Annotated in this window: 29 protein-coding genes; 20 read left to right on the top strand and 9 right to left on the bottom strand. The window is 67.5% G+C overall.

The features are described 5' to 3' along the window. Positions 1–79: 79 nt before the first annotated feature. Positions 80–865, bottom strand: coding sequence for a dienelactone hydrolase family protein (locus N5E02_RS10945; protein WP_279946251.1), 786 nt, complete (start codon positions 863–865; stop codon positions 80–82). Between the two features lie 133 nt (positions 866–998). Between N5E02_RS10945 and N5E02_RS10940 the strand changes: the two genes are divergently transcribed. Beyond that, a complete protein-coding gene (locus N5E02_RS10940; protein ID WP_065177913.1) occupies positions 999–1,592 on the top strand; it encodes an SMI1/KNR4 family protein in 594 nt (197 codons plus the stop codon). Between the two features lie 87 nt (positions 1,593–1,679). Here N5E02_RS10940 and N5E02_RS10935 read toward each other — a convergent pair whose 3' ends face one another. The 4 genes from N5E02_RS10935 to N5E02_RS10920 all read right to left on the bottom strand — a co-directional run bounded on the left by N5E02_RS10935 (position 1,680) and on the right by N5E02_RS10920 (position 7,728). Then, complete coding sequence (locus tag N5E02_RS10935; RefSeq protein ID WP_279946250.1) at positions 1,680–2,216, bottom strand: hypothetical protein; 537 nt, start codon at positions 2,214–2,216, stop codon at positions 1,680–1,682. A gap of 98 nt (positions 2,217–2,314) precedes the next feature. Further along, complete coding sequence (murD, locus tag N5E02_RS10930) at positions 2,315–3,724, bottom strand: UDP-N-acetylmuramoyl-L-alanine--D-glutamate ligase (protein WP_065185851.1); 1,410 nt, start codon at positions 3,722–3,724, stop codon at positions 2,315–2,317. Beyond that, positions 3,705–5,057, bottom strand: a complete 1,353-nt coding sequence (gene murL, locus N5E02_RS10925; RefSeq protein ID WP_065177916.1) for a UDP-N-acetyl-alpha-D-muramoyl-L-alanyl-L-glutamate epimerase — start codon at positions 5,055–5,057, stop codon at positions 3,705–3,707. The genes murD and murL overlap by 20 nt, the downstream gene beginning before the upstream one ends. A 76-nt stretch (positions 5,058–5,133) precedes the next feature. Continuing rightward, the gene (locus N5E02_RS10920; protein WP_279946249.1) at positions 5,134–7,728 is read right to left on the bottom strand and encodes a bifunctional aspartate kinase/diaminopimelate decarboxylase; all 2,595 of its coding nucleotides are present in this window, start codon (positions 7,726–7,728) and stop codon (positions 5,134–5,136) included. Between the two features lie 75 nt (positions 7,729–7,803). Here N5E02_RS10920 and N5E02_RS10915 point away from each other — a divergent pair, with 75 nt between their 5' ends. Beyond that, positions 7,804–8,679, top strand: a complete 876-nt coding sequence (locus tag N5E02_RS10915) for a PhzF family phenazine biosynthesis protein (protein ID WP_065185850.1) — start codon at positions 7,804–7,806, stop codon at positions 8,677–8,679. A gap of 71 nt (positions 8,680–8,750) precedes the next feature. Then, positions 8,751–9,629, top strand: a complete 879-nt coding sequence (locus N5E02_RS10910; RefSeq protein ID WP_065177919.1) for a PhzF family phenazine biosynthesis protein — start codon at positions 8,751–8,753, stop codon at positions 9,627–9,629. A gap of 99 nt (positions 9,630–9,728) precedes the next feature. Here the strand turns inward: N5E02_RS10910 and N5E02_RS10905 are convergent, their stop codons facing one another. Continuing rightward, a complete protein-coding gene (locus N5E02_RS10905) occupies positions 9,729–10,160 on the bottom strand; it encodes an OsmC family protein (RefSeq protein ID WP_005415607.1) in 432 nt (143 codons plus the stop codon). Between the two features lie 372 nt (positions 10,161–10,532). On the opposite strand from N5E02_RS10905, the gene N5E02_RS10900 reads away from it, so the two are divergent. The 4 genes from N5E02_RS10900 to N5E02_RS10885 all read left to right on the top strand — a co-directional run bounded on the left by N5E02_RS10900 (position 10,533) and on the right by N5E02_RS10885 (position 12,807). Next, the gene (locus N5E02_RS10900) at positions 10,533–10,931 is read left to right on the top strand and encodes an HU family DNA-binding protein (protein ID WP_005415606.1); all 399 of its coding nucleotides are present in this window, start codon (positions 10,533–10,535) and stop codon (positions 10,929–10,931) included. Positions 10,932–11,224: 293 nt separating this feature from the next. Beyond that, positions 11,225–11,533 (top strand): DUF3861 family protein, encoded by a 309-nt coding sequence (locus N5E02_RS10895; RefSeq protein ID WP_065177921.1) that lies wholly within the window; start codon positions 11,225–11,227, stop codon positions 11,531–11,533. 56 nt (positions 11,534–11,589) lie between these two features. After that, complete coding sequence (locus tag N5E02_RS10890) at positions 11,590–12,129, top strand: hypothetical protein (RefSeq protein ID WP_065185848.1); 540 nt, start codon at positions 11,590–11,592, stop codon at positions 12,127–12,129. 81 nt (positions 12,130–12,210) lie between these two features. Then, positions 12,211–12,807: a DUF1439 domain-containing protein gene (locus tag N5E02_RS10885; protein WP_005415603.1), complete on the top strand. Its 597-nt coding sequence runs from the start codon at positions 12,211–12,213 to the stop codon at positions 12,805–12,807. A 38-nt stretch (positions 12,808–12,845) separates the two neighbouring features. Here N5E02_RS10885 and N5E02_RS10880 read toward each other — a convergent pair whose 3' ends face one another. Next, complete coding sequence (locus tag N5E02_RS10880; protein WP_005415602.1) at positions 12,846–13,388, bottom strand: type 1 glutamine amidotransferase domain-containing protein; 543 nt, start codon at positions 13,386–13,388, stop codon at positions 12,846–12,848. A gap of 122 nt (positions 13,389–13,510) precedes the next feature. Then, positions 13,511–13,978, bottom strand: a complete 468-nt coding sequence (locus N5E02_RS10875) for an SET domain-containing protein-lysine N-methyltransferase (protein ID WP_005415601.1) — start codon at positions 13,976–13,978, stop codon at positions 13,511–13,513. Positions 13,979–14,189: 211 nt separating this feature from the next. Between N5E02_RS10875 and N5E02_RS10870 the strand changes: the two genes are divergently transcribed. From N5E02_RS10870 to N5E02_RS10850, 5 genes are all read left to right on the top strand, one after another. After that, positions 14,190–14,645, top strand: a complete 456-nt coding sequence (locus tag N5E02_RS10870) for an SUF system Fe-S cluster assembly regulator (protein ID WP_049414161.1) — start codon at positions 14,190–14,192, stop codon at positions 14,643–14,645. Positions 14,646–14,663: 18 nt separating this feature from the next. Next, positions 14,664–16,139 (top strand): Fe-S cluster assembly protein SufB, encoded by a 1,476-nt coding sequence (gene sufB, locus N5E02_RS10865; RefSeq protein WP_005408435.1) that lies wholly within the window; start codon positions 14,664–14,666, stop codon positions 16,137–16,139. 74 nt (positions 16,140–16,213) lie between these two features. Further along, entirely contained in the window at positions 16,214–16,978 is a 765-nt protein-coding gene (gene sufC / locus N5E02_RS10860) for a Fe-S cluster assembly ATPase SufC (protein ID WP_019337095.1), read from the top strand. Continuing rightward, the gene (gene sufD, locus N5E02_RS10855) at positions 16,978–18,240 is read left to right on the top strand and encodes a Fe-S cluster assembly protein SufD (protein WP_065177923.1); all 1,263 of its coding nucleotides are present in this window, start codon (positions 16,978–16,980) and stop codon (positions 18,238–18,240) included. Before sufC ends, sufD begins: the two co-directional genes overlap by 1 nt. After that, positions 18,237–19,493 (top strand): cysteine desulfurase, encoded by a 1,257-nt coding sequence (locus tag N5E02_RS10850; RefSeq protein WP_065177924.1) that lies wholly within the window; start codon positions 18,237–18,239, stop codon positions 19,491–19,493. Before sufD ends, N5E02_RS10850 begins: the two co-directional genes overlap by 4 nt. 15 nt (positions 19,494–19,508) lie before the next feature. On the opposite strand, the gene N5E02_RS10845 is transcribed toward N5E02_RS10850, so the two are convergent. Further along, the gene (locus tag N5E02_RS10845; RefSeq protein WP_279946248.1) at positions 19,509–20,084 is read right to left on the bottom strand and encodes a transposase; all 576 of its coding nucleotides are present in this window, start codon (positions 20,082–20,084) and stop codon (positions 19,509–19,511) included. On the opposite strand from N5E02_RS10845, the gene N5E02_RS10840 reads away from it, so the two are divergent. The 8 genes from N5E02_RS10840 to N5E02_RS10805 form a co-directional block, all read left to right on the top strand. After that, the gene (locus tag N5E02_RS10840) at positions 19,974–20,276 is read left to right on the top strand and encodes a hypothetical protein (protein ID WP_262090491.1); all 303 of its coding nucleotides are present in this window, start codon (positions 19,974–19,976) and stop codon (positions 20,274–20,276) included. The genes N5E02_RS10845 and N5E02_RS10840 overlap by 111 nt on opposite strands. A 90-nt stretch (positions 20,277–20,366) precedes the next feature. Next, positions 20,367–20,906 (top strand): GNAT family N-acetyltransferase, encoded by a 540-nt coding sequence (locus tag N5E02_RS10835; protein ID WP_065177925.1) that lies wholly within the window; start codon positions 20,367–20,369, stop codon positions 20,904–20,906. Further along, positions 20,903–21,235: a non-heme iron oxygenase ferredoxin subunit gene (locus N5E02_RS10830; protein WP_005415593.1), complete on the top strand. Its 333-nt coding sequence runs from the start codon at positions 20,903–20,905 to the stop codon at positions 21,233–21,235. Before N5E02_RS10835 ends, N5E02_RS10830 begins: the two co-directional genes overlap by 4 nt. A gap of 175 nt (positions 21,236–21,410) precedes the next feature. Next, positions 21,411–21,815, top strand: coding sequence for a hypothetical protein (locus N5E02_RS10825; protein ID WP_279946247.1), 405 nt, complete (start codon positions 21,411–21,413; stop codon positions 21,813–21,815). A 149-nt stretch (positions 21,816–21,964) separates the two neighbouring features. Further along, positions 21,965–24,256 carry a TonB-dependent receptor gene (locus N5E02_RS10820; protein WP_279946246.1) on the top strand — a complete coding sequence of 764 codons (2,292 nt, stop codon included), beginning with the start codon at positions 21,965–21,967 and terminating at the stop codon, positions 24,254–24,256. Between the two features lie 68 nt (positions 24,257–24,324). Further along, positions 24,325–25,044 carry a tetratricopeptide repeat protein gene (locus N5E02_RS10815; RefSeq protein WP_005415590.1) on the top strand — a complete coding sequence of 240 codons (720 nt, stop codon included), beginning with the start codon at positions 24,325–24,327 and terminating at the stop codon, positions 25,042–25,044. A 10-nt stretch (positions 25,045–25,054) separates the two neighbouring features. Beyond that, positions 25,055–25,732: a Fe2+-dependent dioxygenase gene (locus N5E02_RS10810; protein ID WP_065196583.1), complete on the top strand. Its 678-nt coding sequence runs from the start codon at positions 25,055–25,057 to the stop codon at positions 25,730–25,732. Between the two features lie 164 nt (positions 25,733–25,896). Then, positions 25,897–26,178 (top strand): hypothetical protein (locus N5E02_RS10805; RefSeq protein ID WP_279946245.1); only part of this gene is annotated, 282 nt, incomplete at its 3' end.

Genomic DNA, 26,178 nt, shown 5'->3' with positions numbered 1-26,178 from the left:
GGAGGCGTGCCGACCAACGGTCGGCACCCACCAAACCGGCATTCCGGTGGGTGCCGACCGTTGGTCGGCACGCCGTTTATTACCGGAAGCGTTCCTCGAAGAACTCATCCAGCGCCTTCCACGCGCGCTTGGCCGCCCGTTCGTTGTACTGGCAGCCCGGCGGGCTGTTGGCATCGCGCTCGGCGAAACAGTGCACCGCGCCGCTGTAGTTGGTGAACTCCCAGTCGACCTTGGCCGCGTCCATTTCCTTCTGGAAACCGGCGATGTCCTCGGCGGTCACGCTCTTGTCGTCGGCGCCATTGAGCACCAGCACGGACGGATGGGTGCCACCGGCCTGCGCCGGCAAGGGCGAACCCAACCCACCGTGCAGGCTGACCACAGCGGCCAGCGGCGCACCGGCGCGGGCCAGCTCCAGCACCGTGGTGCCACCGAAACAGAAACCGACCGCACCGATCCGGCTGGCATCCAGCGGCACCTTGCCGGCCTGCGCCTTGAGCACGTTCACCGCTTCCAGTGCACGCGCACGAAGCAGCGGCCGGTCATTGCGCAGCTTGCTGGCCACCGGCCCCGCCTCCGCATCACTCTTCGGCCGCACGTCCTTGCCATAGACATCGGCCACCAGCACCACGTAGTCATCACCGGCCAGCTGCTTGGCCTTCTCGATGGCCGACTCGTTCACACCCTTCCAGTTCGGCACCATCAGCAGGCCGGGGCTCTTGTCGTGCCCACCATCGTCATAGACCAGCACGCCACTGAAGGTCGTGCCCTGGTGCTTCCACTCCACCGGCTGCGTCTTCATCGCCGCCCAGGCCGGCATCGCCGCCAGCCCCAGCATCATCGCCACACCGCATCGCCAACGATTCATGCGCCTGCTCCGCAAGAAAAAGGGGACGGAGGGGATTAACCCGTATTCGCCCCTCCCGCGTCGCATTCTGCATTGGCGGCGTGACGCAGGTGTGGTTGGATACGACTTAATCCCCTCCGTCCCCTTTTTTCGCATGAATCTTGTTGATCGCTTTCTGTCTGGCCTGATCCCGCGTTTGCCTGCCGAGGATGCCCCGCAGTGGGCACATGTCCAGGGCGCCAGCGCCGAGGACCTGCAGCGCCTGCGAGCGCAGTGGCCGCAGGTGCCGGACAGCCTGGTGGAACTCCTATCGCGCGTGGATGGCACCCACTACCGGGAGTACCCCGGCGGCAAGGTCTGCGTACTGATGCTGGGCTCGGACGTGGAGGACGGTGGCTACCCGTACTACCTGCGCTCGGTCGCGCAGATCTTCGAGGACCAGCAGCAGTGGGACGACAGCATCCGTTCCATCTACGAAGAGTGGCTGGATGAGGAGCCGGAGATCCTGGGTGAAGGCATCGACGGTGATCTGCCGATGAGCAGGCGCCTGTGCTTCTCGCACTGCATGAACAACGGCGGCACCTCGATGCTGTACCTGGATTTCGATCCGGCACCGGGTGGTACGGTCGGCCAGGTGGTGCGCTACCTGCACGATCCGGACAGCTACGCAGTCATTGCGCCGAGCTTCGATGCGTACCTGCAGCAGCTCATTGACGGCGGTTACGCGTTCATCGACGAAGACGAATGAAGGCCGCCGAGCGTGGGCTCGGCGCTACAGTAGAGCCACGCCATGCGTGGATGAATTTCCCCGCAGGTTGCCGGCCAGCGGCCGGCACTACCCACGCTCGATCCAGTGCAACGTGCCCGGCTCGAATGCCAGCAGATCCGACGCCGCCAGATGCGCGCGCGACCAGCGCCGTTCCGGCGGCTTCGGCTGCCGGGCACCCACCGAACCGTAATAGTCGCGCACCAGCAGGCCGATGCGCGCGGCCCCAGCCTGCAACAGCGCGTCGATACGCTGCAACCACTGGCCGGCATCGTCCAGGGCTTCATCGCGGCGTGCCTGCTGATCCTGTTCATGCCGCGCCAACTGCGCCGCCAACGCGCGCGCGATCTTCGCTTCGCTCCAGCCCTTCCTGCGCCAGCGTTCGGCATCATCGCCGTTCCACTCACGAACCGCCTGCGCCGAGGCCAGCGACGTGCCGCAATCGCAGTGCGCGGCACTCAGCCACGGCTGCCAATCCGGGCCCACCGCTGACTGCAGGCTGGGCGAATCCTGCGCAAACAGGCGCCGGCCACTGCGCTGCATGATCGCGGCGGCTTCAACGTGCGATAAGGATGCGGGCAGGAACAGGGTAATGAAGGTGCACATGCGGGCATCCGGGTCCGTCCGGGGATGCCTGCATGATAAACGCACGATGGGGTCAGAACCCTTTCCTGCGGAAAGGGATCCGACCCCGATCCCGCCGGTCAGGCGATGCCCAACCCCGGAATCGCGCTGATGCTGTCCGGATCGAACCCAGCCAGTTCGGCGAAATGGCGTCCGCGCGCCACGTAATCGCGGTAGGCCCCGAAGCTCGGCGCACCCGGCGACAGCAGCACCACCCCGCCCTGTGCGCCCAGCGCCGTGCGCGCCAACGCCATCGCCTCGGCGAGATCGCCCGCAGCGTGCAGGCCAAAGCGGCCGGCATCGGCCAGCGGCTGCAGCATCGCGTGGATGCGCGGGCCGTTGCTGCCCATGGTCACGATCTCCACCGGCGGCACATCGTGCGCCATGTGCTGCATGAAGTCGGTCCAATCCAGGCCACGGTCGTGCCCGCCCACCAGCAGCGCGATGCGCTGCCCAGCAAAGCACTCCAGCGCGGCCAGGCTGGCATGCGGCGTGGTGCTGATCGAATCATTGACGTAGGTCAGGCCATCGGCCACGCCGATGCGCTGCAGGCGGTTCGGCAGCGGGCGGAAATCCTGCACTGACGGTGCCAGCGCCACGGCATCCAGGCCCAGCGCTTCCAGTGCAGCCAGCACCGCGCACAGATTGCCGCGGTTGTGGCGTCCCGGCAGCGGCGTGTTGCGGGTATCGAACACCGCCTGTTCGCCGCGATGCACGATGTCGCCCCGCATATGCCAGCCCTGCGGCTGGTTGAACCAGACCACCTCACTATCGGGCAGCGACAGTGCCGCCAGGTGCGGATCGGCCGCATTGAGCACGGCAATGCGCGGCGCGGCTTCCGTCACCAGCCGCAGCTTGTCTTCGATGTAACGCCGTTCGCTGCCGTGCCAGTCCAGGTGTTCCGGGAACAGGTTCAGCACCACTGCCACCTGCGGGTGGGCGCCGCTGCGCGCCACTTCACCGGTCTGGTAGCTGGACAGCTCGACGGCCCAGTACTCGGGCGCCGGCTGCGGGTCCAGCACCTCCAGCAGCGGCAGGCCGATGTTGCCGACCAGTCCGGTGCGGTGGCCGGCCGCGCGCAACAGGTGCGCGACCAGCGCGGTGGTGGTGCTCTTGCCCTTGGTGCCGGTCACGCACACGGTGTCGTGCACGATGCCATCGTCAGCCGCATGCTCGGCGAACCACAGCGCAGTGCCGCCGATGAAGGTGGTGCCCTGCGCTGCCGCCGCCAGCGCGATCGGCTGATAGGGACTGATGCCGGGCGATTTGATCACCACGTCGAACGCGGCCAGCGCTTCAGCGGAAGGCTCGCCACGCACGTCCAGGGCGCCCTGTGTTTCCACGCGTGCGGCCCCGACTTCGGCCGCCGGGCAGAACAGGCTCAGCGGCAGCGTGGGCAGGCGCTCACGAAGTACCGCAAACGCGGCGCGGCCCTCGCGGCCCCAGCCCCACAGCGCGACGCGCTTTCCTTCAAGCTTCGAAATCTTCACGCACCCGGTCCCACAGCGCAGCCGGAACGCGGTGCTCGCCCTGCAGCTGCAGCAGCGGCGCCAGTTCCAGTTCGGCGGCATCCAGCTGCGGCTGGATTTCATTGCAGAAGCGCTTCACCAACACGTCTTCCTTCCATTCCGGGCGCTGGGCCAGGGTCGCCATCGCCGCACGAGATTCGCGGCCTTCGCCCACGCACTCGAACGGCTTGTGGTCCTGGAACTCCAGCAGCGCGTCGAAGCCAGCGGCCTGCTCGGCATCGTCCAGCAGGTTGCGGCCGAAGATGCGCACCAGGCGCGTCTTGGGCATGAACGGAGCCAGCGCCAGGAACACGAAATGGCACTTCGGGCAGACGCCGCACCAGCGGTTCACCGGGCGCTCGCCAAGAATGTGGAAATTGCGGTTGCAGCTGGAGAAGTGCGCGTCGTAGAAATCGGTCTTGGCGAACTGGCGGGCCACCGCCAGCTCGGACAACGGGCGCAGCAACGAGTAGTACTGCAGGTCCGCCGCAACGTGCGCCTGTACATGGCTGCCGAAGGCCTGTTCAAACACCCAGCCCTTGGACCACTGGTGGTTCACTTCGCCGGTGCCTGGAATCTGGCTGCCGTAGCTGGCCGAACGCTCGTTGGAGAACACCACCTGGTCCACGCCCTGCAGCAACGCGGCCAGCACCATGATTGCCGAGTTCACCGCAGTGACCGGGATGTGGCCGTTCCAGGCGCCCTGGCGGTTGAGCTCGAACAGTTCCGGCGCCAGCGCACGGCCCAGGTTCAGTGTCGGCAGGCCGGTGCGCTCGGCACAGGCGCGGATCAGCTGCGAGCCACCGATCCAGGTCACCGTTTCGTCCACGCCGGCACGGCGCAGCGCTTCGATGCTGACCAGCGAATCCTTGCCGCCGCCGATGGCCACCAGTGCGTGCGGCTGCAGGCCCAGCGCCGGCGCCTGCACGGCCTCGCCCTGCACCGGCAACCGGAAGCGGCCGCGCAGGTTCAGGCCGTTACGGTAGGCGAATTCGCCCAGGCCATTGAGGTAAATGGTCTCCACCAGTGCGGCGGTATCGGCATCGATGCTGTAACTGTCGATGCTGACCGTATCCGGTACGCCGGCCTTGTAGTAGCTGACGCCGGCGATCAGGTGCAGCAGCTGCAGCGCACGCTGCACGGCAGCGGCGCGCGCCTCGTCCAGCACGAACGGGGCACCCGGCACGGTGATGGTCTCCACCATCTCCGGGCCGTCGTCGAAGGCGTAGACCAGCCGGGCCACGCCGGTATCCGCTGCGAAGTCGCAGCGGACGAAGCGGAAGCGGGAAACCTGGTGTTTGTCGAAAGCAGTCATGGTGTATCCGGTCAGGCACGGGCCCGCGCGAGGGCGCGGGGCGTGTCGGTGGGCGGGTGCAGGGCGCGGGCGGTGGTCATTCGATCACGTCTTCGCGCGGCAGCATCCGCTGGTTGTAGGTGTTGGCCATCACATAGCCGTAGGCACCGGCATCGGCGATCAGCATCACGTCGTCCGGCGCGGTCGACACCGGCAGCTTGCGGCGCTTGCCGAACACATCGCTGGATTCGCAGATCGGCCCGACCACATCGAACGCCGCTTCGGCATAACCGCCCTGGCGGCTGAGATTCTCGATGTCATGCCAGGCGTCGTACAGCGCCGGGCGCATCAGTGCGTTCATGCCGGCGTCCAGGCCGACACGGCGCACGCCGTCCTTTTCCACCACCTGGGTGGCATGGGTCAGCAGCACGCCCGATTCGGCCACCAAGTAGCGGCCCGGCTCGATCGCCAGGCGGAATGCCGGGTGCAGTGCCTTGACCTCGGCCAGGCCCTCGGCCCAGGCGTCCAGGTCGAAGGGTTCGTCTTCGTCGCTGTACGGAATCGGCAGGCCACCACCGATATCGATGGTCTGTACGCTGCCGATGCGGCGAGCGAAACCGGCCAGCTCATCGCACATCAGCCGCCAGTGCTGCGCGGTTTCCACGCCGCTGCCCAGGTGCGCATGCAGGCCCACCACGCGGCTGCCCAGTTCGGTGGCCGCGCGCACGAACTCGTCGACGCGAGCGATCGGCAGGCCGAACTTGGACTCCTTGCCACCGGTACGGACCTTGGCGTGGTGGCCCTCGCCCCGGCCCAGATCGACGCGCAGCCACAGCTCGCGGTTGCGGAACAGGTCCGGCCAGCGCTGCAGCGCTTCCACGTTGTCGACGGTCACGGTCACGCCCAGCGCGAACGCCGCCTCGTACTCGCTGCGCGGGCAGAAGCTGGGGGTGAACAGCACGCGCTTGGGCGACAGTTCCGGCAGGTGCTGGAACACATGCTTCAGCTCACCGTGCGACACGCACTCCAGGCCGAAGCCCTCCGCTTCCAGCAGTTGCAGGATGGCCGGGTGGCTGTTGGCCTTGATCGCGTAGTAACGCTGGTCGATCGGCTTGATCGCGGCCAGCGCACGGGCGCGGGCACGCACCGTCGGCAGGTGGTAGACGTAGCGCGGCGTACCAGCATCGGCCAGCTGCAGCAGGTGCGCACGCTGGCCACGCCACCACGGCGTGCCGCGCGGGCGCACGGTGCCGGCAATCTCGCGCCAGCGCGGGCCGAACACTTCGGACTCTTCCACCGGCATCGCGCCGCTGTCGATCAGCTCTGCGTGCAGGATCGGCAGCAGGCCATCGGCATCGGCCTCGTCGATGACGAAGGTCAGGTTCAGGTCGTTGGACGACTGCGAGATCATGTGTACGCGCTCGCGGCCGAAGGTCGCCCACACGTCCGACAGCTTGTGCAGCAGCGACCGCATGCCGCGGCCCACCAGGGTGATCGCCGCGCACGGCACGATCACCTTCACCTTGCAGATCTGCGACAGGTCGGCCGACAGCGCGGCCAGCACATCGGTGTTGACCAGGTTCTCGGACGGGTCCAGCGACACGGTGACGTTGGTCTCGGCCGAACCGATCAGGTCCACCGACAGGCCGTGCTTCTTGAACAGGTTGAACACATCGGCCAGGAAGCCGACCTGCTGCCACATGCCGATGCCTTCCATCGACACCAGCACGATGCCATTGCGGCGGCTGATCGCCTTCACGCCCGGCACCGGTGCGGCGCTGCCATCGATGCTGGTGCCCGGCAGTTCCGGGCGCTCGGTATCGAGGATGGCCATCGGCACGCCGGCATCGCGGCACGGCTTGATCGAGCGCGGGTGCAGCACCTTGGCGCCGGTGGTGGCGATTTCCTGCGCTTCGTAATAGTCCAGGCGGGTCAGCAGGCGTGCGTCGGGCACGTCCTTCGGATTGGCGCTGAACATGCCCGGCACATCGGTCCAGATCTCCACCCGGCTGGCGCCGAGCAGCGCACCGAAGTACGCCGCCGAGGTATCCGAGCCACCACGGCCGAGGATGGCGGTACCGCCATCGGCATGCCGCGCAATGAAGCCCTGGGTGATCAGCAGGCGGGTCGGCTGCGCGCGGAAGCGCTGCATCCACTCCGCGTCGGCGCGCCACTGGCAGTTCACCGACAGCCGCTGCGACCAGTCGCTCTGGTTCGGCTGCGGCGGCATCGCGTCCAGCCACTGGCGGGCGTCCATCCAGCCCATGTCCAGGCCCGAGGCGCGCAGATAGGCCGCGCCCAGGGTGGAGGACAGCAGCTCGCCCTGGCCCAGCACTTCGGCCTGCCAATCCAGCGGACGGGTAGCCGCCCGCGCATCGTCGAGCAGGCCCTGCAGCGCCGCCAGCCGTTCGGCCAACACCTCGCGGCCCAGGCCGAGTTCGGCCAGGAAGCCCTCATGGCGCTCGACAAGCGCTGCCACGCGATCACCGCTGTCCGGCGCGCCGTCGGCAATCGCGGTCAGTTCGTTGGTGACCCCGGACAGCGCCGATACCACCACCAGCACGCGCGATCCGGTCTCTTCCGCGCGTTTTTTCGCCAGCTTCCCGATCGTGTCCCAGCGGTGACGACGCGACACCGAAGTGCCGCCGAACTTCAGTACGATCCAACGATCGACAAGGGGGGAAGCTGACATGGATTGGCTATGTAGAATGTGGGGAAGCCGCCCTCGGGGGCGGAACCTTTGATTCTAAGCGCAATATCCCCGTAGATGGCCGTCCTCCGTTACCTGCAGCTCGACGTCTTCGCCCCCCGCCCCGGAACCGGCAATCCACTGGGCGCCATCCTGGACGCCGACGCGCTCTCCAGCAGCCAGATGCAGGCCCTGGCCGCCTGGCTGAACCTGTCCGAGACGGTGTTCTTCCTGCGCCCCACCGCGCCCGGCGCCGACTACCACATCCGCATCTTCACCCCGACCCGTGAGCTGGCCTTCGCCGGCCACCCCAGCGTCGGCGCCGCCTGGGCGGCGGTGACCTGCGGCCTGGCCCAACCGCGCGACGGCGCCCTGCTGCAGCAATGCGCGGCAGGGGTGCTGCCAGTACGGGTGAGCGGCCCGGCCGAGGCACTGGAGATCCAGCTGGCCAGCCCGCCGGCACGGCAACTGGACACGGAGGCAGACGGAGCGCCCGCCGCGCTGTTGGCGCTCGCTGCCGACGGGCAGGTGCCCGAACTCTGGGACAACGGCGCACGCTGGTGGCTGCTGCCACTGCGCGATGCCGCCGCCGTTCGCGAGCTGGCACCGGACATGGCCGCGCTGGCCGACTGGAGCCTCGCCACCGACGCTACAGGCCTGGCCGTCTTCGCCGATGAAGCCGGCACCGGCCACACCCGCGTGGTGCGTGCCTTCTGCCCCGCTGATGCGCCCGCCGTGCCCGAGGATCCCGTGACCGGCAGTGCCAATGCACTGATCGGCGCCTGGCTGCGGCAGCGCAATGCCCTGCCCGGCCGCGAGGGCCGCTACGTGGCCAGCCAGGGCCGCGAAGTCGGTCGCGATGGTCGCGTGCAGGTACAGGTCGATGCGCAGGGCACGGTGTGGATCGGCGGCCAGGTGCAGCCGGTCATCGACGGCCAGATCCGTTGGCTGTAAAGCCGAGCGTAGGCTCGGCGCTGCAGCGGCGCGTTAAGCTGCGCGCCACCCGATCCTGGAGTTTCGCCCCGATGACCACCCGCCGTTTCCTGCAGCTGGATGTGTTCTCCCCGCGCGCCGGCGCTGGCAACCCGCTGGCCGTGGTACTCGATGCCGAAGGCCTGGACGACGCCAGCATGCAGGCCATCGCACGCTGGACGCGCCTGCCCGAGACCACCTTCGTGTTCCCGCCCCAGGCCGCCGGTGCCAGCTACCGGCTGCGCATGTTCAGCCCGCAGAAGGAAGTGCCGTTCGCCGGTCACCCCAGCGTCGGCACGGCGCATGCGGTGCTGCAGGCAGGCCTGGCCACACCGGTCGACGGCGTGCTGGTGCAGGACGGCATTGCCGGTGCCCTGCCGCTGCGCGTCAGCGGTGAGGGCGCGCAGCAGCGCATCGCCATCCGCACCCCGCGCGCGCAGTTGGCGGAGATCGCTGAAGCCACCGATCCGCGCCTGCTGGCAGCACTGAAGGACTGGCCACTGGGCTCGCTGCCGCCGGCGCGCATGCAGGGCGGACGCAGCTGGTGGGTGGTGCAGGTGGCCGATGAAGCCGCATTGCGCGCCCTGCATCCGGACTGGGACGCGGTGGCTGCGCTGGCCGAGTCCACCGACAGCATGGGCGTGTTCGCCTATGCCTTCAGCGATGGCAGTGAGGGATTCGATCTGGCCGTGCGCGCTTTCGTCGGCAATGGTCGGCGCTTCGAGGACGCCGCCTCGGGGGCCGCCAATGCAGTGCTGGCCGCGTGGCTGGACCTGCGCGACGCGCTGCCACGTGGCCGTGCGCCGTTCGAAGTCAGCCAAGGCCGCGAAGTCGGCCACGATGCGCGCCTGACCCTGCGGGTCGACGAGGACGGCGAGGTCTGGTCGGGCGGCCAGGTGCAGACGGTGATCACCGGCACCCTTGATTGGTAAAGGGATACTGTAGAGCCGAGCCCACGCTCGGCTGCTCCTCGGCCAGATCACGGGACCTGCAGAAGCCGAGCATGGGCTCGGCTCTACAGATGCGCCGGCTCAGCCCAGTTCGGCTTCCAGGCTGATCGGCACCGCGCTCAGCGCCTTGGATACCGGGCAGTTCTGCTTGGCGTCATCGGCAATGGCACGGAACTGCGTCGCATCGATGCCGGGCACCACCGCCCTGACCTTCAGGCGGATCTGCGACAGCTGCGGACCGCCTTCCAGCGACAGGTCGACCTTGGCTTCGGTGTCCAGCGAGGTCGGGGTGAAGCCTGCTTCGCCGAGCTTGGCCGACAGCGCCATGGTGAAACAACCCGCGTGCGCGGCGGCGATCAGCTCTTCCGGATTGGTGCCCTTTTCGTCGCCGAAGCGGCTGTTGAAACCGTAGCGGGTCTTCTCCAGCAGCCCACTCTGCGGCGTGCTCAACTGGCCCTTGCCCGTCTTCAGATCGCCTTCCCAGTGCGCGGTGGCGTGTCGCGAGATTCCCATTGTGCTGCTCCTGCGTGGCGGTGATGAACGGCTACCCTCGCACGCCACGCGTTAGCCCTGCGTCGCTCCGCCGCACGCCGGACGTCGTCCCCGAGCCCGGCGCGTGGACACTTCCTCGCCAGCCCGGAACGCATTTTCCTCTTGTTTTCAGTGGTTTCGCGCACCCCACCGATCGGCGGGCGCCGGCGATCGAACACGCTGGCGTGCCCCCATCCCCCACCGCCGACCATGTACTGAATCGGCCTGGATATGAAAAAACATGCACTTTCCGCGCTTCGGGCTATTGGCGGCGCCCAAGAGTTGCCCTACATTGCGCTTGCCGACGGGGTTCGGCGCCGACCAAACAACCAACCGTTCACGGAACAGGAAACCATGGCAAAGACCGCTAAGAAGGCTGCCCCGAAGAAGGCAGCGAAGAAAGTCGCGACGAAGGCAGCCGCCAAGCCGGCCGCTCCGAAGCCGATCAAGGAAGTGCTGACCAAGTCCGGCCTGGTTGCACACATCGCTGAAGCCTCCGGCGTCATCGCCAAGGACGTCCGCGCTGTGCTGGCCTCGCTGGAAAGCGCCGTCGCCTCCTCGGTGCACAAGAAGGGCGCTGGCTCCTTCACCCTGCCGGGCCTGCTGAAGATCACCACCGTCAATGTGCCGGCCAAGCCGAAGCGCAAGGGCATCAACCCGTTCACCAAGGAAGAGCAGTGGTTCGCCGCCAAGCCGGCCACCACCAAGCTGAAGGTGCGTCCGCTGAAGAAGCTGAAGGACGCCGCGCTGTAAGCGCGCGCCCCAACGTGGATTCCGACGGGACGGCTCTGGTCGTCCCGTTTTTTTTGCGTGCCCGGCGGTAGATCCACGCCATGCGTGGATGCGTCGCGCTGCGGCAATCCGCAACACAGCGTTGCCGCCTCCCCGGCAATGCCCGTACAGGCCCGTCGCCACTGGCCGAGCGCGGCCTGGGCAGGTGCTGGAACGTACCGGGTGGAACACTGCGTGCAGCGCCGGCCGTCGCCTCAGGCCGTGGCCTTGCCTATGGTGGGCACATCCTCCACAGCTACGGCGAGCACACCCTCATGGCCAGCCCCTCCACCCGCTACCGGATCTCGGTGACCCCCATCGAAAAGGACGGGCTGCAGTGCACAGGGCGCTGCACCATCGAACTGGAGCATCGCGCCAGCCGCGACCTGATGCGCCTGCTGGAGGCGGCCCCGCGTACCGCCGGTATCAGCGGCGACGAGCGTGCGACCCTGGTGATCGCCACCCAGCTGCTGCGCGATATCGTGCAGCGCCATGCCGAGACCGGCGGCCACGCACTGGCGGCCATCGCCGACCAGGTCCTGCCAGCGCTGGACGCTCTGGATCAGCTGCCCTCCTCCCGCTGATCCCGGCGCAATCGCTACACTGCCGCCCTCCAGGTTGCCTCGCGGAGGAGGCAGACATGCGCAGGAACCTGTTGCTGATCGCACCGTTGGTGCTGCTGGGCTGTTCACGCCCGGCAGCACAGACGACCGGCGACATCGCGGCAGCGTCCGCTCCCGTCGCTGCCACCGCAGCCGCGGACACTCGCACCGGCCCCGATCCCGCGGCAGTGCAGGCAAGTGAAATGCCGGTGCTGTCTGCTGTCGCCGACGGTGCCGAGCCGCCATCGACGATGCTCAACCGCTACGTAGCGGCGTTGCTCAACCGCAACCGCGCCGCCAGCGATGCCGCCTGGACGATCCCGCCCAGCGACCCGCGGCATGCGGACGACGCCGCGCTGCGGCAGCTGCAGGACCTGCGCACCCTGCGCCTGCACAGCGATCCCCCGCTCGCCCGCGACGATCGGCAGCCACCGCAGCTGCTTGAAGTGCCGGTGCAGATCCGCGCGGTCACCGCCAACGGTACGTTCCGCTTCGGTGGCTGGTACCGCGTGCAACCCAGCAGCGATGGCAGCGCCTGGCAGATCCAGTCGGCGCAACTGCGTCCGATGCTGGACTGAACCGTTACAGCCGCATGCACGCGCGATTCAGCCTGCACGGCTACTCTTTGATCCATCCATTCCCTGCCATCGGTCACCGCCATGCGCCTGCGTTCCCTGATGACCCGCCTCGCTGCCTCCACCGTACTGATCGCCGCTGCGATCGGCGCGCAGGCGGCTCCCTCCATTTCCGGCCGCGAACTGTCGGTGGGTGCCAGCGACGTGCAGCAGTACCTCGATGGCAGCTTCCCGCGCACCCAGGACGCCCTTGGCGGCCTGATCTCCCTGACCATGAGCCATCCTCAGCTGAGCCTTCCGGCCGGCGAGCGCTTGAACCTTGGCATGGACGTGGCACTGGCCACCGCCGGCGGCAACCCGGCCAAACTGGGTACGGTGAAGCTCAGCAGCGGCCTGCGCTACGACGCGCAGACCCAGGGCTTCCACCTGCAGCAGCCCAGCGTGGATGACTTCACCCCGGCCAACCAGGGCGGCCGCCTCGACTCACGCACCCGCGGTCTGCTCAATGCCTGGCTGAGCGACTACGCCCAGCGCGAACCGATCTACAAGCTGGACCCGGCCGTGGCCGGGGTGCTCGGCGCGCTGCAGGTGCAGGCGGCACAGGTCAAGAACGGCAAGCTGGTGGTCACCTTCAACCAGAACCTGGGCAACCTGGTGCCGGCAGGCCTGCTGGGCAAATAAGGTAGTGCCGGCCGGCGGCCGGCACTACCGGCAAGGCATCACGCGGCGAGTGCCTTGACCACCGCCTCGCTGAAAGCAGGAATGTCATCCGGCTTGCGGCTGGTGATCACGTTGCCGTCGACCACGACCTCGGCATCGCGCCAGTTCGCGCCCGCGTTGGCCAGGTCCTGCTGAAGGGAGGGCCAGGAGGTCAGCTCGCGGCCATCTGCCAGCCCGCTGTTGATCAGCAGCCACGGACCATGGCAGATCGCCGCGACGGGCTTGCCGGCTTCATCCACTGAGCGGATGAAGCTGAGCACCGCGTCGTCGGTGCGCAGTGTGTCCGGATTGATGACGCCCCCTGGCAGCACCAGGGCATCAAAGCCCGCCGGATCCGCCTCGTCCAGCGGAATGTCGACCGCGACGGCGTCGCCCCAGTTCTTCTCTTTCCAGCCCTTGATGGTCGCCTCCTTTGCGGGCGACACCACGCTGACCCGCGCACCTTCCGCTTCCAGCAGCCGTTTGGGCTCGGTCAATTCGGACTGTTCAAAGCCGTGGGTCGCGAGGATTGCGATCTGTTTGCCCTTCAATCGCTCTGCCATGGGTGCACTCCAGTTGGGGGAGTGCACAGCGTGGACGAACGGCCCTTGCACGGCGGTGACCCTGCCGTGCACGGCAGGTGGAGAGGACCCGTGCTGGCCAGCGGCCGGCACTACCGGAAGGATCAGCGCTTGGGCTGCAGCATGGTGCCGGTGCACTTGGGCGAGCCGCAGCGGCATTCCCAGATCTTCTTCAGCTTGGCGGTGTGGCGCTCGGCCAGCGTGATGCCGTAGTTGTAGGTCAGCTCTTCGCCAGCCTTGATATCACGCAGCGCCTCGATGAACACCTTGTCGCCACGGCTGTCGCCGTCCTCATCCTCCTCGATCACCGCCTCGCAGTTCGGGTCGCAGCTGTGGTTGATCCAGCGCGCATCGTTGCCCTTGTAGTTGGCATCGATCACCCAGTCGTCATTGAGGGTGAACAGGAAGGTATGGCCGCTTTCGACGTCGCCGCTGTCATCGGCATCAACGTCGCCATGGCTGCGCAGCAGGCCCTTGTACTGGATCACGCGCTCGCCCAGCTTGATCGGGGCGACGGCGAACACGCCGTTGCCATGGATGGCGGACTTGCGGGCTTGGATCTTCTTCGGCATCGGCACGGGCTGTTTGCAGCGGATGGAACAGGGATTCTCGCCCATTCCGGGTGATTGCGAAAATCACCCGGTTGGCGCAGCATGGCGCCCCCGGCAGCGCCCGCTGGCAAAGCCTCCCGGCCCGGCCCCAGCGCCGGCTGAATGCCCGGGTTGGATGGTGGCGAATAAAAGCGTACAATTTCAGTCCGCTTTAAGAACCACTCGCATCCCCATGTTGCGCGTCACCAAGCTCACCGATTACGCCACCGTCGTGCTGACCGTGCTCGCCGCCCGTCCGGGCGAGGTGCTCAGTGCCACCGAACTGGCCGAATTCACCGGCCTGGAGCCGCCCACCGTCAGCAAGGTACTCAAGCCGCTGGCCCAGGCCGGCCTGGTCGAAGGCCTGCGCGGCGTCCGTGGCGGCTACCGGCTGACCCGCCCGGCCATCGAGATCTCGCTGTTCGAAGTGGTCGAAGCGATGGAAGGGCCGCTGGCCCTGACCGAATGCAGCCACGACCACCACCAGTGCGGCATGGCGCCCAAGTGCGGCGCGCGCAGCAGCTGGCGGCTGATCAACGACGTGGTCTCCGAGGCCCTGCGCGACGTCAGTCTTGCGCAGATCCTGCCCCCCCTTCCCCTTGCCGATGACGAACAGCGCCGCACCATCGCTGTTGACGTCGTCTCCTGATCCACAGGCAGCCCCCCCATGGCCACCGAAACCATCGAAAACGTCGCCCACGACGACACCCCCAACCGCGAGATCCACGAGCAGCTCGGCCGCAAGTATTCGGCTGGCTTCATCACCGAGATCGAGTCGGACTCCCTGCCGCCGGGCCTGGACGAGGACACCATCCGTGCCCTGTCGGCCAAGAAGGACGAGCCGGAGTGGATGACGCAGTGGCGCCTGGACGCCTACCGCCACTTCCTGACCATGCCGATGCCGGACTGGGCCAAGCTGGAGATCGCCCCGATCGACCTGCAGGCGCTCAGCTACTACTCCGCGCCGAAGGGCCCGAAGTACGCCTCGCTGGATGACGTGCCCAAGGAGCTTCTGGACACCTACGACAAGCTGGGCGTGCCGCTGCACGAGCGCGCCAAGCTGGCCGGCGTGGCGGTGGATGCGGTGTTCGACTCGGTGTCGGTCGGTACCACCTTCCGCAAGGAACTGGCCGAGAAGGGCATCATCTTCTGCTCGATGTCCGAGGCTATCAAGGAACACCCGGAGCTGGTGCGCCAGTACCTGGGCACCGTGGTGCCGGTGGGTGACAACTACTTCGCCGCGCTCAACTCGGCGGTGTTCTCCGATGGCAGCTTCGTGTTCATTCCCAAGGGCGTGCGCTGCCCGATGGAACTGAGCACCTACTTCCGCATCAACGCCGGCCACACCGGCCAGTTCGAGCGCACCCTGATCGTGTGCGAGGACAAGGCCTACGTGTCCTACCTGGAAGGCTGCACCGCGCCGATGCGCGACGAGAACCAGCTGCACGCCGCAGTGGTCGAGCTGGTCGCGCTGGAAGATGCGGAGATCAAGTACTCCACCGTGCAGAACTGGTACCCGGGCGACGAGAACGGCGTCGGCGGCATCTACAACTTCGTCACCAAGCGTGCCGAATGCCGTGGCGCGCGCAGCAAGGTCACCTGGACCCAGGTCGAGACCGGCTCGGCGATCACCTGGAAGTACCCCTCGTGCGTGCTGCTGGGCGACGATTCGGTCGGTGAGTTCCACTCGGTCGCGCTGACCCATCACCGGCAGCAGGCCGACACCGGCACCAAGATGATCCACGTCGGCAAGCGCACCAAGAGCAAGATCGTCAGCAAGGGCATCAGCGCCGGCCGCGGCCAGAACACCTACCGCGGCCTGGTGCGGGTGGACCGCAATGCCGATGGCGCGCGCAACTACACCCAGTGCGATTCGCTGCTGATCGGCAAGCAGTGCGGCGCGCACACCTTCCCCTACATCGAGGTGAAGAACCCGGGTGCCACCGTCGAGCACGAGGCCACCACCTCGAAGATCTCCGACGACCAGCTGTTCTACTGCCGCGCCCGTGGCATCAGCCAGGAAGACGCGGTGTCGATGATCGTCGACGGCTTCTGCAAGCAGGTGTTCCGCGAACTGCCGATGGAGTTCGCGGTGGAAGCCAAGAAGCTGCTGGAAGTCTCGCTGGAAGGTTCGGTGGGCTGACCGCCCGCCCCTGCCCCTCGCAAACGCATTCTCTTTACCGGCGGGCCCAGGCCCGCCCCACGGAAACCCCCACCATGCTGAAGATCGAAAACCTCCACGCCCGCATCGGCGACAAGGAAATCCTCAAGGGCCTGTCGCTGGACGTCCAGCCGGGCCAGGTGCACGCCATCATGGGCCCCAACGGCGCCGGCAAGTCCACCCTGGGCAATGTCCTGGCCGGCCGCGACGGCTACGAAGTGACCGAAGGCAGCGTGCAGTTCGACGGCGTCGACCTGCTGGAGCAGGACCCGGAAGCGCGTGCCGCTGCCGGCCTGTTCCTGGCGTTCCAGTACCCGGTGGAGATCCCGGGCGTGAACAACACCTACTTCCTGCGCGCGGCACTGAACGCCCAGCGCAAGGCACGCGGTGAGGAGGAACTCGATTCCATGCAGTTCCTCAAGCTGGTGCGCCAGAAGCTGGCCGTGCTGCACCTGAAGGACGAACTGCTGCACCGTGGCGTCAACGAAGGCTTCTCCGGCGGCGAAAAGAAGCGCAACGAGATCTTCCAGCTGGCCGTGCTGGAACCGAAGCTGGCGATCCTGGACGAAACCGACTCGGGCCTGGACATCGATGCACTGAAGAGCGTGGCCGATGGTGTCAACGCACTGCGCGCTGCTGATCGCTCGTTCCTGGTCATCACCCACTACCAGCGCCTGCTGGACTACATCAAGCCGGACGTGGTGCACGTGCTGGCCGATGGCCGCATCGTCAAGAGTGGCGGCCCGGAGCTGGCACTGGAGCTGGAAGCGCACGGCTATGATTTCCTGAAGGACCGGGTCGTGCCCGAGGCGGCGGTCTGATGAGCGCCCTGCTTGATTCGATGGCCCAGGCCTTCTGCGGCAGCGATGCGCGCCGCGAAGTGCTGGATGCGGCCCTGCGTGACGGCCTGCCGGCCGCCCGCAACGAAGCCTGGAAGTACACCTCGCTGCGCCAGCTGGAACGCCGTGCGTTCGCGGCTGCACCGCTGCAGGGCCCGGCGCTGGACGCCGCCCTGCTGGAGGACATTCCGGCACCGCGCCTGGTGTTCGTCAATGGCCGCCTGGACGCCGCACTGAGCGACGTGCAGGCCCTGCCGGCCGGCGTGCAGCTGCAGCCGCTGTCGGCTGCACTGGCTGCGGGCGAGGACGCCGTGCGTTTCCTCGGCCGCCGCTACGAGCGCAGCGAAGAGATCTTCGCCCGCCTCAATGCCGCGCTGGCCGATGAAGGCGTGGTGCTGCGCGTGGATGAAGGCGTGCAGGTCGAAGCGCCGCTGCAGCTGGTGTTCGCCAGTGTGGCCGGCGAGACCGACCTGGCCTGGCATCACCGCCACCTGATCGAACTGCGTGCCGGCGCCAGCCTCGGCGTGGTCGAGCACCGCTTCAGCGTGGGTGACTCCGCCCACCTGGACAACACCGTGCTGCATGCCCACGTCGCGCGCGACGCCGTGCTCAAGCACGCCCGCGTGCAGGCCGGCAGCGCGCGCCAGACCAGCTTCCTGCGTACCGACGCGGTGCTGGCCCGCGACGCGCGGTACCACCGCGTCGACCTGGAACTGGGCGCCGCGCTCAGCCGCCATGAACTGAACGTGCGACTGGAAGGCGACAACGCCCAGCTGACCGCCAACGGCGTGCTGCTCGGCAATGGCCGCCGCCACGTCGAAACCCGCCTGGGCATCGACCACATCGCGCGCGATACCGCCTGCGAACTGCTGTGGCGCGGCGTTGCCGCCAACCGCAGCCGCGTGGTGTTCCATGGCGGCATCCAGATCCGCGAAGGCGCCGACGGCACCGACGCGAACCTGTCCAACAAGAACCTGCTGCTGTCGGCCGACGCCGAGATCGACACCCAGCCGACGCTGGTGATCGACGCCGACGAAGTGAAGGCCGCGCATGGCGCGACCGTTGGCCAGCTCGATGCCAACGCGCTGTTCTACCTGCGCTCGCGCGGCCTGCCGCAGGCACAGGCGCAGGCGCTGCTGAGCGCCGCGTTCTGCCATGAGCCGCTGAAGATCCTGCCGGAAGCCCTGCGCGAGCAGCTGGCACGCCGTTTGGACAAGGCCCTGGCCGAGGCAGGTGTGGCATGAACCTGTCCACGCCGCGCCCGATCGAAGAACGCACCGGCGCCCCCGACTGGGACCGCGTCCGCCTCGACTTCCCGCTGCTGATGCGCGAAGTGCACGGCAAGCCGCTGGTCTATTTCGACAATGCCAACACCGGCCAGAAGCCGGTGCAGGTGATCGGCGCGGTGGACGAGTTCTACCGCCGTTACAACGCCAACGTCAGCCGCGCGGTGCATGCACTGGGCAGCGAAGCTACCGACGCCTACGAAGGCGCGCGCAACACGCTGGCCCGCTTCCTCAACGTGCGCCCCAGCGACCTGGTGCTGTGCAGCGGCACCACCTTCGCCATCAACCTGGTGGCGTATTCGTGGGCGCTGCCGCGGCTGAAGGCCGGCGACGTGATCCTGGTGTCGCGCATGGAGCACCATGCCAACATCGTGCCGTGGCAGCTGGTCGCGCAGCGTACCGGTGCCACCATCCGCGTGGCCGAGATCACTCCCGATGGTGCGCTGGACCTGGATGCGCTGCGCGCGGCGATGACCCCGGAGGTCAGGCTGCTGGCGGTCACCCATGTCTCCAACGTGCTGGGCACGGTCAACCCGGTGCGCGAGATCTGCCGCGAAGCGCGCAAGCGCGGCATCATCACCGTGGTCGATGGCTCGCAGGCCGTGCCACACCGCAAGGTCGACGTCGCCGCGATCGGCTGCGATTTCTACGCGATCACCGGCCACAAGATGTGCGGTCCGACCGGCACCGGCGCGCTGTGGGCCCGTCGCGAGCACCTGGACGCGATGCCGCCGTTCCTCGGCGGCGGCGAGATGATCAAGGAAGTCAGCTTCGACGGCACCGTGTTCAACGACGCCCCGCACAAGTTCGAAGCCGGCACCCCGAACATCGCCGGTTTCATCGGCCTGGGCGTGGCCGCCGACTACCTGCAGCAGCTTGGCCAGGACAACGTGGAAGCGCGCGAAGCCGAACTGCTGGCGCACTTCACCGAAGAGCTGCGCCGCGTCGATGGCCTGCGCATCATCGGCCAGGCACCGGAGAAGGCCGCCGTGGTCTCGTTCCTGATCGAGGGTGCGCATGCCCACGACCTGGCCACCCTGCTCGACCTGGAAGGCGTGGCCGTGCGATCGGGCCAGCACTGCGCACACCCGCTGCTGCAGTACTTCGGCGTCGCCGCCACCTGCCGCGCCTCGCTGGCGTTCTACAACACGCACGCCGAGATCGAGCGGTTCATGACCGCGCTGACCAAGGTACGCAAGCTGCTGGGGTAACCCCGGCAGACGGGGTCAGATCCCTTTCGCATCGCGAAAGGGCTCTGACCCCGCTAGCGAACCGGCCAACCGTCGCTGCGACCGCAATGCTCGCCGGATCGCCACCACATCCGCGGCAGGAATTCCCTCCTCGATGAACGCCGCATAGCGCCTGCGCCGTTCATCCAGATCCAGGGCAATCAGTTCGAATGCCGAATGCGGCTTGAGCAGCGCATTCGGCCTGCCGTGCGCATTCGCCCGATAGCTCGACCAGCGATAGTCCCCTGGGCGCGCCACCCTTCCCGCACGGACAGGGTTGAGCTCGATGTAGCGCTGGCAGGCCAGCAGATAGCGATCCGTATCGACCAGCGTCGAGTAGAAACGCCCCTCCCACAGGGTTCCCGTGCGGCCCTGCCGATCATTCACCCGCCGCACGTAGGTCCGGCTCACGGCCTGCATCATCCGTGACAGCCCGCCGGAGACATCAGGCGTCACCAGCAGATGAACGTGATTGTCCATCAGCACGTACGCGTGGACCCGGCAGTGCTGCTGGTCCGCGTGCTGGCACAGCAGGCGCAAGTAGGCCACACGGTCGCCATCGGTGAAAAACACGGGCTGGCGATTGTTGCCACGTTGAACGACATGTTGCGGGTGACCGGGCGCATCGATGCGTGGTGGCCTTGGCATGGGCTTCTGCTGGGAACAGGGGTCAGAGCCCTTCGCTGCGCAAAGGGATCTGACCCCGAGCATCTGCCGATTCCGGGCCCGCGCCAGTCGGTCCATGGCCTGCCGTTGAGTCAGTAGATACCGGGGTCAGATCCCTTTCGCGTTGCGAAAGGGATCTGACCCCACTCCCCCATTTGCGCCCGCCCACTGCCCACCTAGAATGCCCCCATGAGCACCCTGACCTTCCGCGCCGCCACGCCGGCCGACATCCCCGCCCTGATCGCCCTCGTCACCTCGGCCTACCGTGGCGACGCCAGCCGCGTGGGCTGGACTACCGAAGCCGACCTGCTGGATGGCGCCCGCATCGACGCCGAAGGCATCCAGGCCGACCTGGACCGCCCCCGCTCCACCATCCTGCTGGCCGAGCGCGAAGGCGTTCTTGTGGCCTGCGCCCACGTTGCCGACGTTGAGGGCAAGGGCTACTTCGGCATGTTCTCGGTCGACCCCGCACAGCAGGGCGGCGGCGTCGGCAAGCAGCTGATGGACGCCGCCGAAGCCCACGCCGCACGCGAATGGAACGTGCCGGTGATGCAGATGACGGTGATCGACGTACGCGACGAACTGATCGCCTTCTACGAGCGTCGTGGCTACCAGCGGACCGGCATCAAGAAACCCTTCCCATATGGCGACGAACGCTTCGGCATCCCCAAGCGTGACGACCTGCGCTTCGAGATCCTGGAAAAACCGCTGGCCGGAGCGGCCGCGTGAGCGATACCTGGACCTTCGTGTGCGCCAGCAACGAGCTGCTGCCCGGTGAAATGAAGAGCGTGTTCGACGAGGTGACCGGCACCCCGATCGTGGTGTTCAACCTCGACGGCGAGCTGTACGCGCTGGAAGACCAGTGCACGCACGAGGAATTCGAGCTGTCCTCGGGCGAGTTCAACACCGCCGAAGGCAGCGTGGAGTGCGTGCTGCACGGCGCGCGCTTCGACGTACGCGATGGCCGCGCCCTGTGCGCACCGGCCTATACCCCGGTGCCCAAGTTCCCGGTGAAGCGCGAACACGACGCCGTCTGGACGCGCGACGACCGGGATTGAGGCGGCGCCCCGACCTGGGGGTACCCTCCCTGGGCTGGATCTGCAGGAGGCCCCGCAAGGGCCTTCGCAGGGCGTTCCCCGGCCGCCCCGGCGTCCCGCAGCACCCCGTACATGCGAATCATTATCGTTGATGTTATTCTACGTAACATCTTCGTAACGACTTCGCCCTCGCGCCATGGCATCGCCCGCGCCCACTGCCACGTTGTGCCAGCTCGCCCGCCAGGGGTGGCCACTGGCCGTGGCCGTGCTGCTGACGCTGCTGCTGGGCTGGTCGGCGCTGCACGAAGGACGCAGCAACGCCCCGACTACCCAAGGGTGGCAGGCACATGCCGAAGGGTTGCGCCAGGTCATGCCATTGCCGGCGCCGTCGGCGGACGAGTGCCCGCAACATGCTGCACCTGCACCGGAGCCGCCGCTTGAGGGTGAGGGCAACACGCCCTGCACCGGAGTGGCACTCCTGCGCGCGCCCCTGGTCGCACATATCCCGCTATGGCGCTCCGATGCCCTGCGCCGGCAACTGCACGATCCCGCACTGCGCTTGAACCCCGGCCACGCACCGCCCGCACCGCACGCCAGCTGAGGCGCCCTGCGGCTGTTGCCGTGCGCCTGAAGTCGTTCGCCGCATCGCCGGGCATCAGCTCGGCTCTACAGAAGACGCTCCCTCCCTGTCGTCGCGCTGTCTGCGCTTCGGCCTTCGCCGTTTCCCGATCCACGCCACTACCCAAAGCCATGACCCACATCACGTCCCGCAAGCACGCCCCGCGCGTTTCCCTGCTCGCCACCGCCACCCTGGCCGCAGGCTTCGCGCCGCTGGCCGCGCAGGCTGCCGACAGCGCTGATGCCGCATCCAGCAAGGCCACCGACCTGGACAAGGTGCAGGTGCGCGGCAGCTGGTTCAATCCGTCCTCGCCGAAGTTCACCGCCGAACTGCTGGACACCCCCAAGTCAGTGTCGATCGTGTCGGAGAAGCTGATCGCCGAAACCGGTGCGACCAACCTGCAGGATGCGCTGCGCATGGTGCCGGGCATCACCTTCGGTGCCGGCGAAGGCGGCAACCCGACCGGCGACCGCCCCTTCATCCGTGGCTTCGATTCGCAGAGCAACGTCTTCGTCGACGGCCTGCGCGACGTCGGCTCGCAGACCCGCGAGATCTTCGATCTGGAGCAGGTGGAAGTGGTCAAGGGCCCGAGCTCGGCCTACGGTGGCCGTGATTCCGGTGGTGGCAGCCTGAACCTGGTGAGCAAGACGCCGAAGCTGAAGAACGAGACCAGCGCCAGCATGGGCGTCGGTACCGACAGCTACGCACGCGGCACCGTGGATGCCAACTACGTGCTGGGCGATGGCATCGCCGCCCGCCTGAACCTGATGAAGCACGAGTCGGACATCCCCGGCCGTGACGCTGCCAATGTCAGCCGCTGGGGCATCGCACCGTCGATCGCGTTCGGCCTGAACGGCCCGGCGCAGCTGATCGCCAGCCACTACCACATGCAGAGCGATGACCTGCCGGACGCGGGTGGCTTCCCGTATGGCAACCCGAACGGGGCGCCGGCCTCGAAGTGGGTCGATGGCCGCCCGATGGTGCCGGACCGCAACAACTACTACGGCCTGGTCGATCGTGACTTCCAGCGCACCCGCGCCGACATCAGCACCCTGGATGCCAGCTACGATTTCGGCGGCCACAAGCTGCGCAACATCGCGCGCCTGGGCAACACCAGCAACGATTACCTGTGGACCCAGCCGGACGACAGCCAGGGCAACCCGAACAACTACGGCACCCTGTGGCGCCGTACCAACGCCCGCGCCGTCGACGTCAAGAGCTTCGCCGACCAGCTGGGCCTGACCGGTGCCTTCCAGACCGGCGCGCTCAAGCACAGCTACAGCGCTGGCGTGGAATACAGCGACGAGAAGATGACCCGCGGCAGCTACCTGATGACGCCGGGCACCAGCAACCCGCTCACCGGCAACAGCAAGTGCCCGACCACCGGCGCGGCCACCGGTTACAACTGCACCGATTTCGCCAATCCGGATCCGCGCGATCCGTGGGCAGCCACCCATTCGGTGTACCGCAGCGACAAGGCACTGGACGTCGAGCAGCGCACCAGGACCACCTCCGCCTACGTGTTCGACACCATCGAGCTCAATGAGCAGTGGATGATCAACCTCGGTCTGCGCTACGACGACTTCCGCACCACCCTGACCACCCCGGTGGCCGGCAAGGCACCGACCCGCGTGCGCAACAGCAACGACTTCCTGAACTACCAGGCCGGTGTGGTGTTCAAGCCGGCCGCCAACGGCAGCATCTACCTGTCGTGGGGCACCTCCTCGACCCCGCCGGGCATGGACGGTGGTGACGGTTCGGACGGCCTGAGCGCCGCCGTGGCCGACCTCAAGCCGCAGGACACCAGGAACCTCGAACTGGGCACCAAGTGGGACCTGTTCGACCAGCGCCTGAACCTGACCGCAGCGATCTTCCACACCGTGATGAACAACGCACGCGTGACGGTCGACAACGGCACCAGCCAGAACGCCGGCAAGAAGGAGATCAACGGCTTCGAACTGGGCTTCACCGGCCAGCTGACCGACGCCTGGAGCCTGTACGGCGGCTACACCTACCTGGACTCGGAACTGAAGGACAACGGTTTCGTCTGTGGCGCACCGGTGGGCCGCACCTGCCCGTCCAACGTGTACGTGCCGTCGCCATACAACGGCAACGTGTTCCCGAACACTGCCAAGCACAGCGCCAACCTGTGGACCACCTACCGCTTCCCGATCGGCCTGACCATCGGCGCCGGCGCGTTCTACTCGGACAAGCAGTACGGTGATGTCGCCAACACCAAGTGGATCCCGAGCTACACCCGCTTCGACGCGATGGCCAGCTACGCGATCCAGGACAACATCAGCCTGCAGCTCAACGTGCAGAACCTGACCGACAAGACCTACTTCACCAAGGCCTATGCCTCGCACTACGCGAGCATCGCCCCGGGTCGCTCGGCCACTCTGGCACTGAACGTCAAGTTCTGATGTAACCGCGCTCCACCACGGCGGCAGGCGCTCCTGCCGCCGTTTTTGTTTCCGGCGATACTCACCCCATGGCACCCCGTACCCCCATCGACAGCGACGCCCTGGCCGAGCTGCTCCAGCACGATCCACAGGCTGCGTTCGCACGCGTGCGCGACGCCGCACAGGCCGGGCAGGTCGATGCACAACTGCTGCTCGCGCAGATGCACATGGAAGGTAAAGGCACCGCGCAGGACGCCTCGGCTGCGCTGCTCTGGTACGAAACCGCCGCCAATAACGGCGCGCCGATGGCGATGAACATGCTCGGCCGCTGCCATGAGCTGGGCCAGGGCACCACGCCCGATCCCACGCTGGCCGCGGTGTGGTACCGGCGCGCGGCCGACACCGGGCTGGACTGGGGCCTGTACAACCTGGCCAACCTGCTGGCCACCGGCCGCGGCGTGCCCCAGGACCGCGCGCAGGCACTGGCCCTGTACACCCGTGCCGCGCACCTGGGCCATGCCAAATCGATGAACCTGCTGGCCCGGCATCTCGAAGACGGGCTGGATACCGCGGCTGATCCGCAGGCGGCGCTCGCCTGGTACCAGCGCGCGGCCGAGGCCGGTGATTTCCGCGGCCAGGCCAACTACGCCTCGATCCTGCTGCAGGCCGGCCAGGTCGAGCAGGCCGTGCACTGGCTGCGGCTCGCCCTGGCGCACGGCAGTCCGGCGTTCATGGCGCACATCGTGCCGGAACTGGCCGCGTCGCCGCATCCCCAGGTGCGCGCCCTGATCGCACCGCCGTCCCTCTGAGGAGTCCCGCATGCTGCTGCACATCCCCGACATTCTCAGCGCCGACCAGGTCGCCGGCTTCCGGCGCCGCCTCGACGACACCGATTGGACCGATGGCCGCGAAACCGTGGGGCATCTGGGCGCACAGGCCAAGCACAACCAGCAGCTGCCCGAGGCTTCCCCGCTGCGCCGCGAACTGGGCGAGATCATCCTCGTCGCGCTGGCCCGGCACCCGCTGTTCTTCAGCGCCGCGCTGCCGCTGAAGTACCTGCCGCCGCGCTTCAACCGCTACAGCGGTGGCGGCGCCTATGGCTACCATGTCGATGGTGCGGTGATGAACCTGGCCAATGGCGAGCAGCTGCGCTCGGACATCTCCTGCACCCTGTTCCTGTCCGCGCCCGAGGAGTACGAAGGCGGCGAGCTGATCATCAGCGACACCTACGGCGAGCACGAAGTGAAGCTGCCGGCCGGCGACCTGGTCGTGTACCCGTCCAGCAGCCTGCACCAGGTGCGGCCGGTTACCCGTGGCGCACGCGTGGCTTCTTTCTTCTGGGTGCAGAGCATGATCCGCGACGACGTGCAGCGCCGCCTGTTGTGGGAAATGGATGGCTCGATCGAGCGCCTGCGGCAGACCGGCGGCGACGCCGAGGCGATCCTGCAGCTGACCGGCGTGTACCACAACCTTTTGCGGCGCTGGAGCGAAGTCTGAGCCTTGCCGGGCCGGCCTGCGGCATTTTGGCAATCATTCTCATTTGCAACAGCTAACGGCTCTCATTACAATCACGCCCCGTTGATGCCGGCCGCTGCCGGCAGACCCCTGGGGACCCCTGCTTGCTGCGTCCGCTTCGCCCTCGCCCACTCATCCATCGCAAGATGGGCACCGCCATGCGCGGCCAGCGTCCGGCGCTGGCCAGCCTGCTGGCATGGGTGGCGATGCTGGCGTTGCTGCTGGGCACCCTGCCACTGCTGCCACAGGCCCAGGCCGGAATGGCCATGCAGATGCCGCTGGAAGAGCGCGGTGGCGAAAGCCCCCTGCAGGAAGAGGCGCCGGCCAAGCTGCGCCGCTGTGCCGCCACCCCGGTGAAAGCGGCCGAGCAGGCACACCCGCCGTTGCTGCTGGCCAGCCACTGGCTGCGCACTGAACTCGAACTCGTA

The sequence above is a fragment of the Stenotrophomonas sp. GD03777 genome (genome assembly GCF_029842485.1).
GTDB classification, from domain to species: domain Bacteria; phylum Pseudomonadota; class Gammaproteobacteria; order Xanthomonadales; family Xanthomonadaceae; genus Stenotrophomonas; species Stenotrophomonas sepilia.
The sequence above is the reverse complement of the archived record's forward strand: the minus strand, read 5'-3'. Positions and strand labels throughout refer to the sequence as shown.